Genomic DNA, 13,454 nt, shown 5'->3' with positions numbered 1-13,454 from the left:
ACAGTGCTTTTTATTATGTTATTTTTCACATTACTTTCACAACTATTTCACAATTATAAGTAGTCCTATATGTTATACTCAGTATATCCTTTTCCAAGGAGCTATATGCCGATATATGAATCCCTATCTCTATAGGGATTTTTATTTTTGGGCTTTTTTTATTTGTAAGGACTTTATGACGCAATTCCTGTTTCACTATTTTCAGTAAGCTTTTCACTTTTTCTAAACAGAAATACAGCTATAATATATAATATTGCAGTAAAACTACCTACAAATATAAAATTGTGAGATGCTGCAAATAACATTCCTGCCATTGCCGCTCCAATCATTTGACCAATATACATAGAAGCATTAGCTAGAGCCGCTCCTGTTCCTCTTGCTACGATAGATATGTTTTGTAAGTGCCTCATCATTAATACAAACAAAATTCCTGTCACAAAAAACAAAACAAAAAATAATAACTCCACAATTATAATGTTGTTTACATGAGGAAGTAATGCATATAGAACTGCTGTAAATATAATTCCACCATAGAATGAAAGGTTATAACCAATTTTATTTACGATTCTAGGTCCAAAAATATTACCAGTTAAATTTCCTAATCCTAATACGAGCATAGCTGTTCCTATTTCATGAATTTGCAAGCCAAATTGAATAGACAGCCACACACCGAAGAATGAAAATGCAGCAAAATTACCAGTTTGAAAAACAAAATATGCAAAAAAAGAAAGTGAAACCTTAGAATCTGAAAGTAATTGTTTATAACGCCTTAAGATATTTGTTTTATTTCCATTTATATAACCCGGTTGCATTTCTGGTAATACTGCATAAATAAGAATAACAAGTAGTGCTGATAATATACCAATGATGAAGAATGGTGTTGTATAGTGTATCATTGCTAAATATGATCCAACTGGCAGTCCTAAAATTTGAGAGAGTGACAATCCTGCTGTTGCAATCCCAATTGCCTTTACAATTTGTTCCTTCTCTATAAGGAGCGGAATAGATGCCCACACTTGTGGAGATACAAAGGCTGCACTTACACCTGCTAAAAATCTCAATATTAACATCCATAGAAAACTCGGTGCAATTCCACATAAAAACGTACTTAACGCAAAAAAACTCATCCCTATTACCATCACTTTTTTTCTGTTTAAACTATCTGATATAGGACCAGCGATAAGTGCAAATGCAGCATATCCCAAAGCATATGAACTCACCATCCACCCTGACAACTCAGTTGAAATATGATACACCTGTTGTAATGTGGGTAAAAGTGGTGAAATTAAGAAAGTATCTGTACCGATCATAAACATGATTGTAAAGAATACAGCTAGTACTCTTTTCATTTAAATCTTCTCCTTTTATATAAAAAGAGGGAATTATCCCTCCTTTCAACTAATCTTCTAAAATAGATTCAATCTCTTTCATGACATTTTCATTCAATGAAACTTCCACCGCTCTTACACTTTCTCTTATTTGCTCCGCTCGTTTCCCACCAGGAATAACAGTATCAATTCCTTTTTGGTTTAATAACCACGCTAAAGCTACATGCGATAATTCGAGATCCTTTTCTTTAGCTATGTCTTTTAACTTTTCAACTTTCTTAAAGTTGCTCTTATATGTATTCTCTTCAAATAGATTTACACTTTGACGCCAATCTCCTTTATTCAATTTGAAATCTTCTGTATATTTACCACCTAGTATCCCAAAAGCAAGAGGCCCGTAAGGAATAAATGAAATACCTGATTCTATACAATATGGCAAAAGTTCTTGCCCAGCAGTACGATCTAACATATTATACGGTGATTGTACAACATCTATGTGCCCATACTGATTTGCTTCTTTTAATTGCTCTACGTTTACGTTAGATATTCCAATTGAACGAATTTTCCCTTCTTCTTTTAGGCGAGTAAGTTCTCCAATTGAATCTATGTAACTTGTTTCTGGGTTTGTAAAATGTAAATAATATAAATCAATATAATCAGTTTGTAATCTTCTTAAGCTATTTTCTACAGCTTTTCTTAAATAGCTCGGTTCATTATTCATATAAACCTCTCCATTTAATAACGGTTGTATTCCACCTTTGGTAGCAAGTACAGCTTCGTGGCGTTTTCCCTTCAATACTTCCCCTACCAATTCTTCTGATCTGCCGAAACCGTATGAATCTGCTGTATCAATAAAGGTAATCCCTTGCCCCATAGCTTCTTCTATTAATCGTTTTCCTTCTTCCTCATTCACATCAGCATATAAATTATGTCCCCCTACAGCGTTTGTTCCTAACCCCAACTTTGAAATATTTAGTCCTGCCTTTTGCAATTTTGTATACTTCATTTTTTTCTCCCCCTATATTTCTATTGTTCGAATATATTCGAACAATAGAAATATACCACTTTATATGTTATAGTGCAAATATATTACTTACACGAGCAGGTGAAAAAATGCGTACTCTCTATCATCCAAATCGAGAAGAAATTCAATTTTCTTCTATTTTATATGCACTTAGTGATCAAATTCGTTTACAAATTGTAACTATGCTACTAGAGAAAAATGAACAATCTTGTGGTGCGTTAAATATTCCAATTGCGAAATCAACTTTATCTCACCATTTCAAAGTTTTACGTGAATCTGGTGTTATGTATACACGCCTTGAAGGCACACAACGTTTCATTTCAATTCGTGAAGATGACTTAAATGCTAGATTCCCCGGTTTATTAGATGTCATAATACATGCAACAGAACCATACTAAAACAACATCTCATAGGAATATGAGATGTTGTTTAGTTTTTTCTATTTTTTTAATACTGTGAAGCTTTATTCATTGAGGCTTTTGTTCTTCACTATAACTACCAAACCCCTTCCTAAATTAAAGTTTGAATAAAACGTTTGAACGCTGATATCCCTTCTTCATCTCGTTTAAAAACACCAGCATCTTCAAGCGCCTGAATAAATTTCCGTCCCAATTCTTCTCTCATAATCTCCTGTATATTTTGTTCATTCATCCTATTTTCATATTTGGTTTTTAATTGTTCTGCCCATTGTATATGAGGTGCTGGAATATTATTTGGAATATTAAGTAAGAATTTCCCCACTTCCTGAAGTTCTGTTTTTAAACGAGCAGGAAGTACAGCTAGCCCCATTACTTCAATCAGACCGATATTTTCCTTTTTAATATGTTGTATTTCCGCATGAGGGTGGAAAATACCCAGTGGATATTCCTCACTTGTATAATTGTTCCGTAAAACTAGATCCAATTCGTACATATTATTCCGGTAACGAGCAATAGGAGTAATCGTATTATGCGGAACATCATTCGTAAATGCAAATAAATTAACAGAAGGATCACTATATCCCTTCCAACTCTCTAATATGTACTCCCCTGCATTTACTATTTGTTCTATGTCGTTACTTCTTAAGCGAATAACTGACATAGGCCATTTAATAATCGAACATTGCATTTTTGGAAAGTTAGTTAGTTCAAAAATTATGTCGTTCGATGCATTTGCCATAGCAAATTCATAGTTTCCACCTTGATAGTGATCATGTGTTAGAATAGATCCTCCTACAATTGGCAAATCTGCATTGGAACCGAGGAAATAATGCGGGAATTTTTCTACAAATTTTAATAAACGTAAAAATGTTTGACGATCAATCTTCATTTCCCGGTGGTCTGAGGACAATACAATACAGTGTTCATTGAAGTAAATATACGGAGAATACTGTAGAAACCAGCTTTCATCTGTAATGTTCATTCGAATCATACGATGATTCGAGCGTGCAGGATGTCCAATTCTGCCCCTATATCCTTCATTCTCTATACAGAGTAAACATTTTGGATAATTTGTATTTTCCAATACTCTTTCTTTAGCAATTTGTTTAGGGTCTTTTTCTGGTTTTGATAAATTAATCGTTATATCAATGGCACCATATTCCGTATTTACTTTATAATTTATATTTTTGGCAATTTGCTTCATTTGGATATAGTTGCTGTTTTTACTTAATTCATAGAAGTAATCTGTCGCAGCCTTCGGATTTTGTTCGTATTTTTCATAAAATAGAGTATTGATAACGGACGGTTTGGACATAAAAACATCCATAATTGCACTTGCTAAAATCTCCTTCTCATCCAGTACTTCCTCAATGACTTTATGCATACAAGCATATTCTATTAACTCTTCCAACAACTCCGAAATTGCTTTCTTTGCAGGCCCAGGAGCTGGTGCTTCCACTACAAAGTCATCTAAACGAAGTAAGGAAAGGATTTTATTCCTTGTATATATTGCATCTTCTTGTTCAATCAATTGAATTTTGATAGCACGATCAATTAACTGCTGGATAGCTTGATATATCATCATCATTTACCTCCTCTAGTCTCATAGCGTTTTAGGTTGTTACGATGCAAGTTCTATATACCTTTTATCATTTTATGAACGGACGTATGGGATAACCACCATTCGAATATACGTTTTGCTTTCTCCGAAGAAGCTATTAGCATACTAGAATCGCCCGTTTAGCAAGCTATTTTGTTACATTATACGTACGTAAAAACACTTCTACAATCAACATCTTGTCGTATTTTTTAGACATCTTGCTTTTCATTTTTAACATCTCACTAAAAACATAAAAAAGTACATGTTTTGAAGAACGATTTCCGACGATTCAATGAACACAATGTGGCCTACCTCCACCGAGATAGACCTTTCATCCACAATATTACACTAGCAATAAAATAACCCTAGCTTTATAAACCAGGATTATTTGTTATTTATCTTATTTTCAACATTACAAAAAACAATATTTCTAAAAAACATAGCAATATCTCACTTGTGTAAGCATTTCACAAAAAGTAATCTATGGGTACAGATAGATACTGGAAACTACTTCTGGTTTTAATAGATTCTCAACTACTATACAAGCTTCACATTCTATCAAAATATTAAGTTTAAAAGATCATAAAGTAATCTATACCTGTGAAAAACCATCCATATCAAAATTGCCAAAATGGAAACGAGGGGGTACATATGAAAAAATCGAAAAGGAAATTCAAGAGGAAGATTGCAACACTTGTAACAAGTTGTGTCGTAGGTTCTACTTGTTTTACAAATGGTTCCCTAATCCAAGCCGAAGGAACCACGGATACTAAACAAGCTGAAAATCAAATCATTTCTCAAAGCCCAAATGCGGTTATTTCATCTAATCAAATGAATGTTCTCGTTGATGTGAATTTTCCAAGAGTCATTCAATACGATTTAAAATCCGGAAATGGAGCAGGAAAGACTTTTTACGGACAGACTGAGACCTTAAATACAATCCTTATAAATGATGTAGCAGTAAAACCAAAAGTAAAAACAAAAGTTTCCTCCGAGAAAGTTGTATATGAGATGACGGTAATAGATACTCCCAACAATATCTCTGCGGTTATTACTGCTGAGTTGGCTGTTAAAGAGAATATATTAGAATTCAATATTACAAAGATCGTCGACAACAAAATCGTAAAAACTATCGAAATTCCAAATCATAATTTAATTTCTGTAAATAACAGTCAAAAAAACGCAGTGCTAGATGGCGTACAGATGTCAACAAATACACGTATTAATGGTGATAGACAGGTAAAGGTTGATGAAAGTTTAATTACGAAAGATGAAGAGCAAAAAGGATATATGTATGCCTTTCTTTCTACTGATGAATTAAGTGCAAGTATATGGTCGAATACAGAGAATAGTTTAGCAAAAAAATTGGCTCCAGATTCTTATGCTGCAAAGACCGATGCTCAAAGAATTACGGCAACTGCTACGACTAATAGTACAGGAAAAAAAACACTTGGTCTAAGTAGTACCTTCTGGACGTATCAAAAGTCAGAAGGACATCGTAAAGAAGATGGCACTCTAGAGCTAAAGGATGGAACAGTTAATAAGGTTGATGAAATGCCGTCCGTGAAAGTAATCATTACTGCTGACGCTAATGATGATAAAAAGATAAACTGGCAAGACGGAGCAATTGCTTATAGAAAAATTATGAACGAACCTCTAGGGGCAGAAAAGGTTCCAGACTTAGTTGGTTACCGTGTTAATATGAACTTTGGCAGTCAAGCCCAAAATCCTTTCTTAATGGCTTTAGACGGAGTAAAAAAGTTTTATTTAAATACTGATGGACTAGGACAATCTATTCTACTAAAAGGTTATGGTAGTGAAGGACATGATTCTGGTCATTTAAATTATGCTGATATTGGAACCCAAATTGGCGGTGCAAAGGACATGAAAGCATTGCTAACAAAGGGGAAAGAATATGGGGCATCTTTTGGTGTTCATGTGAATGCAAGTGAAACATATCCAGAGTCAAAATATTTCCAAGAAGATCGTTTATTAAAAAATCCAGATGGAACTTATAAATATGGTTGGAACTGGATTGACCAAGGAATAAACATTAACGCTGATTATGATTTAAGAAATGGTAGAGCACAACGATTCAAAGATTTATATGATGCTCTTGGTGGTAAGAAAAATGATTTAGATTTTATTTATGTAGATGTTTGGGGTAATGGACAGTCAGGTGATAATAGCACATGGCCGAGCCGTCAATTAAGTAAAGAAATAAACAGTTTAGGTTGGCGCTTAGGTAGTGAGTGGGGATATGCAAATGAGTATGATTCTACATTCCAACACTGGGCAGCCGATTTAACTTATGGCGGGTATACGCTAAAAGGCATTAATAGTACAATCACCCGTTTCATTAAAAACCATCAAAAAGATGCATGGATTGGTAACTATCCTAAGTATGGAGGCGATGCAGATGCTCCATTATTAGGTGGATACAGTATGAAAGACTTTGAAGGTTGGCAAGGTAGGAGTGACTACAAAGCGTATATTGATAATTTATTTGCGGTAAATATTCCAACCAAATTCATTCAACATTATAAAGTCACACAGTGGGAAAATGGTAAAGCAGTTGAAATGAAAGATGATAAGCAACAACCTTACAACTGGGTACCAGGTATGAAGACAGTATTAAAGGATGAATCTAGTGAAAATACACTTACAATTGAAAGAAAATCAAATAATTTTGCAAATGATCAAGATGGCTATCGAACAAGAACTATGACATTAAATGGTAAACGAATATTTGAAGGTAAACCTGGTGACGAAAAATATTTATTTCCATGGTCTTGGGATCAAAATGGTAAAAAATTATCAGCAGAGAATGAAAAATTATATCACTGGAACACAAACGGTGGAAAAACAACGTGGACTGTCCCTACTGGTTGGCAAGGTACCGTTAAAGTGTATGAGTTAACAGAATTAGGTAAAGAGAAAATGAAAAATGTTAAAATTGAAAATGGAAAAATCACATTAGATGCAAAAAAATCTACTCCATATGTAATTTATAAAGGGCCAAAGTCCAATAAAGATGTTAAATGGAGTGAAGGAATGCACCTTATAGATACTGGATTTAATAGCAATTCCCTAAAAGATTGGAAAATTAAAGGAGACTCAAAAGCTGTTAAGATCACGAAGAGTGAAGGTAATAATAATATGCTAACAATCTCCAATAATAAAAAGAAAGTACATGTAACTCAAAAATTAACAGACCTAAAACCTAATACAAGGTATGCTGCATATGTGGGTATAGACAACCGAAGTGAAGCACAAGCAAGCTTAACAATTACTTCTAACGACAAAGAGTACACAAATAGTACTGGTAAATCTATTGCTAAAAACTATGTAAGAGCATACGCACATAATACACTAGGCTCTGAGCAAGCAAAAGCTGATGGTCAAATGACTTCAACTGTGGATGGAACAAGTTACTTTCAAAATATGTATGTGTTTTTTGAAACTGGCAATAAAACATCAGATGTAACCATCGATTTATCTAGAGATAGTGGAAATGGCGCAAGTTACTTTGATGATATTCGCATCGTGGAAAGTAATGCCGAAAACCAAGTAAGCGATCATAAATTCGTACAAGACTTTGAAAACGTAGTACAAGGCATCTATCCGTTTGTAATTGGTAATATTGAAGGCGTAGAAGATAATAGAACACACCTGTCTGAATTACATGCACCATATACACAAAGAGGTTGGAACCAAAAAATAGTAAATGATGTTATCGCAGGTAAATGGTCACTTAAAACGAATGGATTAACAGAAGGTGATGCTCTTGTGTACCAAACGATCCCTCAAAACTTCACATTTAAACCAGAAGTAACCTATAAAATTACTTTTGATTATGAAGCAGGTAGTGATGGAACGTATTCAGTGGTGACAGGTAATGCTCCATTTGAAGAAAAAGGAGTATTAACGAAGGAGGAATTAAAATCGACCGCGAGTAGTGATAAGAATGCAAGAGCTGGCACATATTCCTTTACTTTAACAGGAGATAAATCCGGGCAAAGCTGGTTTGGCATTTATTCCACTAATAAAGCAGCTAATACTAATGGTGTGAAAGGCTCACAAGCTAACTTTAACGGTTATAAAGATATTATGATTGATAATCTAGTTATTGAAGTAGTGCCAAATAAAGTGAAACTTTAATCAATGGGGGTTTTCTTCATCCCCCACCTAACTTCTTGCTTTCGCTGCATTTTGAGGTGGGGGTCTTACTGCCCATTAAAGCGGGATAAATAGAATCAGTTGCTTTAAATTGAAAGAGGTTGTCTCAAAGGATCCTTAAAATTGATCTTTTGGTGACAACTTCTTTTTATACTCTACAAACCTAAGAGAATCCTTCCTTTCTGCCCGTAATTTCGTTGTGGTGACATACTTATATGAAAAAGAGGTTAACCTTTATAGCTATTCAGCTACCTTTCGGTCAACCTCTTTTCTTTCACGATATTACACGAACGATAAAACTCGCTTTATCTTAATTTGAGATTTTTACCTCTGTGTCTCTCCCCCTGTAGTCACCTTTTCAATACGTAAATTATCTAAAATAAACGTACCCGCTCCGGTATCTCCGTTTAAATTCGTTCCATCACTGAAAATTCCAACGTAAGTTTGAGCATTCTCAGAACCTGTCACAGTAAACTCTGCTCTTTTTGTGTCAGTAGATGCAGTAAGAGTGTTATTCACACTTAGTCCCTTTGCACTTGCTATGTCTCGAACATCAATTTCTTGATCCCCTGAAATAAAGCGGAATGCATTTGCTGTTGTTTGGTAGTCAAATGATACTTTATAAGTTACGCCTGGTTCGAAACGATAATTTTGAGGAATAGTACGGTACAGCAAACCTTTATTTCCGGTGTTCACTTTAACGGACCAATTCCCACCTAATACATCATCGACTAATTTTTTACCTGCCCATCCTTTTTGCGTATATGGAGCATGCAATTCAGACAAATGAATTCTGTTGTCTTCTACACCTTCTGTATTACCAATAACAAATGGATAAATACCTTGTACTACCGATTCAAAATCTTGTTTAAATTCCGTCGGTGAGACATTATTTTTTAAAGACTTTTGAACGATTCGAATGTCATCAAATTTTGTGTTCCCTTTCCCAGAATCACGGCTTAGAGTTAATTTAGCCCTATTAGATACAGCTGTAAAGCTCACTTGCATGATTTGCATTTTGCTGTTGTATCCATCATTTGTGGCATGTGAATCTGCCTTAACATAGTTCTTTTGCAGGCTGCGAAGTGTGTAATTGCTAGCATCTTCTTTCCCACCTGTTACTGTAATTCCGGCCTTTACATCACTATTGTTTTCAACATATACCTCTGCTACGTAATCTTTACCTGATTCCAAACCAGTAAGGACACGGGAAACAGTTGTATCTTTTGATGGACTATCAATGTTTAAGTAGTAATCTCCACTACTTACATTACGGTTGTTTCCAGTTTGATTCGTTCTGATGACGCTTACTGCTTTATTATCACCCTCAATAGTTGTATATGCGCTTACTTTTCCTGTATTGAATCCCCCATCATATATATGAGCATCCTTGCCCCAATTGTAGTCAAAGATTTCCAAACCCTTATCTCTTTTTGGTACGACAACATAAGGAGTTGCGGCACTTGCTGTCAAAGTTATCTTATTATTTACGACCTTTACTTCTTTCACATCTGTTCTACCTTGATCTGTCAATTTGTATACATAAACAGTAGTGGCATTTTTATATTCATCTGGAAGTGTCCAAGTCGTTGTACCACCTTCCAAATTCCAGTGATATAATTTTTCTGAATCAGGAGTTGGATTTTTAAAGTCTTGTTTCACCCAAGGAATTAAATACGCATGGCCATCAAGTATAACATTTCCATTTAGCTTAATAACACGTTCTCTAGCATTGTCTTTTCTAGTTACATCGACAACATCCCCATTGCTTGGGTCCTTCAATTTTATTTCCTTTTCTAAGTTCGTCTTGCTCTTATCCCCTTCTACATTTGTCCAGTTCGTTATATAATATTTTTGTAGGAATTTAGTAGGTAAATTCGTATCAAATGTCATACGAATAAAGTTATCGAAATTCTTATCAGATTGCCATCCTTCGAAACCAGCTAATTCAAATCCACCAAGTAATGGATGGTCAGCAGTTCCACCTACTTCAGGCCAATTCAACACCCAAGAATCTCTTTGGTGATTACTAATAAAACGCAGTACTTCTGAGTTAATCCCTTTACTTTCCGGTCCACCGTAGTTTTTATCAGTAGCCCAATGTTGCCACGTTGAGTAATTGGCCATAGAACCACCAAATTCCGTTGTTAATCTCCAACCTCTATCTTTAAATTGATCTGCTATTCTATTTGATTCCCATTGATTTTGATACCATACATCTAAATAAATAAAGTCAAGATCAGGAACAGTCGTTTTCAATTCATCTAGTCTCTTCGCACGTGATCCAGAATACAAATCTTTTAATTTATTAATTGTATAAGATTGATCTAACCATCCCCATCCTAATGAACTTGGACGATCAATAAAATCATTATTGAAAGCTTTCGCTTCTGGATAAGTTTCTTGAGCATTTATATGGACACCGAATTGGGTATTATACTTATGTCCCTCTTTAATAAGCGTATTTAAATCTTTAACGCCTCCCATACGTTCGCCCACATCACCATAATCTGGATGACCACTATCATGCCCTTCGTTTGCATATCCTTTTAATATGACCGCTTGCCCCAATTCATCTGTAGCAAGAGCAACCTTTTTCACATTATCGGATGTTTTTAAGAATGGTTGTTGCGCTTGTGAGCCGAAATTCATTGCAATACGCATTCCAACATTATTGTTTACATCTTGGTATCCTTTAATGTCTTGCATAATATCACGGTATGCAATCGCCGCATCTTGCCAGTCTGCCTTATTATCATTATTCAAATCTTTAGCAATAGCTATTTTAATAGTTGGTTTATCTTTTTGTGGTTCTGGCATAAAATCTCTTTGATAATAAAGTGCACTAGAACCGATTCCCATTGCTTTAGCACCATTTTTATTTACATATCGATTTGCAACTAAATTTTTATAGCCGTCCACTTCTGAACTAGACCATACACCTGCGCTCAATTCGTCAGCTGACAAGAATGCTGTATAATTTTTAGTAGATGTACCTATTTCTCCCATAGAAGAATCTACGCTTACATCTACATCACCTGTTTTCCTAACATCTGTACTAATATTCGTTAATTTAGCTTTTGCACCTTTTTGTTCCGAATTTACCGATATAAAGTTCATATCAGCAAACTCAACCGTCTCGATTTTGGCACTACCATTATTCTTAATTTCATCGAAGCTATAAACAACCTTATTATCATTCACCTTTACAGATACCTTAAATACCGCATCAAGGTTTTTCATTTCATCTACAACTTTTAATGTATATAGTGCTTCACTATCGTTTAACTTTTCAAAGTTTACTTTAGGATAGTATAGTCCACCATTTACTTTCAATCCGTAAACAGGAGCTTCCTGTCCGCTCATTACTTTATCGCCCACTTTGTATTTCACAATCCGCGGGAATACTTGGTCAATTGTGACGTCCATATACTTTGACTTTATTATATTTTCTACTGGTTGAGTATCTGGAGGCTTTGGTGCACTATATTCCTTTATTTTGACATTTGAAATCGTAATATCGGCAGCACCTCGGCTTTTTTCAAATCCTAGTAAGCCAGCTTGATCTACACCACCTGTTAAAGTCCAAGAATCTACCTTTTTACCATCAATGTATAACGTCGCAACATCGTCCATGAATACTAAACGTAAATGGTATGTTTGTTTTGCTTTTAACGGCACGTTTGAAGTCATCGACGTCCAATTGTTTATAGGGCCAAAAGTTTCTCCAAAATACTGATCGTTCGTATCCCCTGTTCCTACATATGTGTATGTAGATGAATTTTGAACACGATAGATAAATCCAAAACGATTCATCTTATCAGTATTAGTAGTAACATCCGCTTCAAAAACACCATTTTTAATCGCCTTCATTTGGTTGTAGACAATTCGATTCTTTTGGGTAGATGTAACACCGAAAGTGGCTGAACCATCTTCATTATAGGTAACTTTTCCGTCACCTGAGATAATTTTCAAATCACCTTCTTCCAATTTATTATCCGTAATATCGACAAGTTTTTCATTTCCTGGATCTGTGCCTCCATCCCCAGGCGCCTTTCCTAATTCAATGAGTACTTGACTATTTTTATCTCCATAAGCCCCAAGTTTAATCGCTTCCTTACCTGTAAGAAGGTTATTTACATCATTAGATAAGGTAACCGGTCCAAATAAATCTTTTCCATCTAACGTAATATTCAAAGTGGTTTTATTATAATCAATTTTAATAGAGTGCGAAGTTCCAGCCTCTGGAAGTGGAACATTAGGTCTAGTTTTTAGCCATTCACCTTTCCCTTGATATTTGTATTCGTAGAACCATCCAAGTGAGTCGTAGCCTACAAAAACGAAATTATTATTGTCAATATAATGAGGATAAAAACCGAATCTAGTATCTTGTCCCTTTGTTTCTGGAATAAAACTATATTCCATCGTTCCTGATTCTTTAGCGACTTTATTCTGTTCTTGAAAAACTGCAGCTTTAGCCCCATTATCGTTGCCAGCACCTGCTCCAAGCCTTGCATATGACTTACCATTTTGTTCTATTAATGCATTGATTTCGTTTCCAACAGATGAAATTGTAACCCATGGATTAGACGTATTTGCCCCTACATGCCGCGGCACAATCATGCTTACTAAAAGTGTTGGCACAATCAACATACATGCAAGAAGGGTATTAAAAACTCTCTTGAAATGCTTATTTTCCAATTCTTTTCCTCCCTTGAATTTAAAATTTTGGTTAAAGACGATACCTGCACATTAATTTTGAAATAAACAAAAACCTGAAAGGCACCGCTTTCACTTATGTTTAGAATAGTTTTTTTAAAGTGCCTACACAATAAAGATATTGTTTCTTTTTTTAGGTATATTGTCTTTTTAAAAACGCTTACAATACAAAGATATTGTTAGCT

At 34.9% G+C, this 13,454-nt stretch carries 6 protein-coding genes; 2 read left to right on the top strand and 4 right to left on the bottom strand.

The genetic code is table 11. From position 1 onward, the window contains the following. Nucleotides 1-173 precede the first annotated feature (173 nt). Together PDQ40_RS02920 and PDQ40_RS02915 are read right to left on the bottom strand one after the other, a co-directional pair. Nucleotides 174-1,349 carry an MFS transporter gene (locus PDQ40_RS02920; protein WP_061184813.1) on the bottom strand — a complete coding sequence of 392 codons (1,176 nt, stop codon included), beginning with the start codon at nt 1,347-1,349 and terminating at the stop codon, nt 174-176. 49 nt (nt 1,350-1,398) lie between these two features. Then, a complete protein-coding gene (locus tag PDQ40_RS02915) occupies nt 1,399-2,334 on the bottom strand; it encodes an aldo/keto reductase (protein ID WP_214328821.1) in 936 nt (311 codons plus the stop codon). A gap of 107 nt (nt 2,335-2,441) precedes the next feature. Between PDQ40_RS02915 and PDQ40_RS02910 the strand changes: the two genes are divergently transcribed. Then, nucleotides 2,442-2,750 carry an ArsR/SmtB family transcription factor gene (locus tag PDQ40_RS02910; protein WP_001259894.1) on the top strand — a complete coding sequence of 103 codons (309 nt, stop codon included), beginning with the start codon at nt 2,442-2,444 and terminating at the stop codon, nt 2,748-2,750. 112 nt (nt 2,751-2,862) lie between these two features. On the opposite strand, the gene galT is transcribed toward PDQ40_RS02910, so the two are convergent. After that, a complete protein-coding gene (gene galT, locus PDQ40_RS02905) occupies nt 2,863-4,353 on the bottom strand; it encodes a UDP-glucose--hexose-1-phosphate uridylyltransferase (protein ID WP_002170270.1) in 1,491 nt (496 codons plus the stop codon). 669 nt (nt 4,354-5,022) lie between these two features. Here galT and PDQ40_RS02900 point away from each other — a divergent pair. Next, nucleotides 5,023-8,532, top strand: coding sequence for an endo-alpha-N-acetylgalactosaminidase family protein (locus tag PDQ40_RS02900; protein WP_270691222.1), 3,510 nt, complete (start codon nt 5,023-5,025; stop codon nt 8,530-8,532). Between the two features lie 342 nt (nt 8,533-8,874). On the opposite strand, the gene PDQ40_RS02895 is transcribed toward PDQ40_RS02900, so the two are convergent. Continuing rightward, entirely contained in the window at nt 8,875-13,251 is a 4,377-nt protein-coding gene (locus tag PDQ40_RS02895) for an endo-alpha-N-acetylgalactosaminidase family protein (RefSeq protein WP_229136393.1), read from the bottom strand. Nucleotides 13,252-13,454: the final 203 nt, after the last annotated feature.

It is taken from the genome of Bacillus cereus group sp. Bc061, assembly GCF_027715825.1.
Taxonomy (GTDB): Bacteria; Bacillota; Bacilli; order Bacillales; family Bacillaceae_G; genus Bacillus_A; species Bacillus_A paranthracis.
This window is presented reverse-complemented; position numbering and strand designations above follow the sequence as displayed.

Bases quoted from the DNA above. Each gene is read 5' to 3' on its own strand.
- PDQ40_RS02915 (WP_214328821.1), bottom strand. From the start codon at position 2,334: ATGAAGTATACAAAATTGCAAAAGGCAGGACTAAATATTTCAAAGTTG.
- PDQ40_RS02920 (WP_061184813.1), bottom strand. From the start codon at position 1,349: ATGAAAAGAGTACTAGCTGTATTCTTTACAATCATGTTTATGATCGGT.
- galT (WP_002170270.1), bottom strand. From the start codon at position 4,353: ATGATATATCAAGCTATCCAGCAGTTAATTGATCGTGCTATCAAAATT.
- PDQ40_RS02910 (WP_001259894.1), top strand. From the start codon at position 2,442: ATGCGTACTCTCTATCATCCAAATCGAGAAGAAATTCAATTTTCTTCT.
- PDQ40_RS02900 (WP_270691222.1), top strand. From the start codon at position 5,023: ATGAAAAAATCGAAAAGGAAATTCAAGAGGAAGATTGCAACACTTGTA.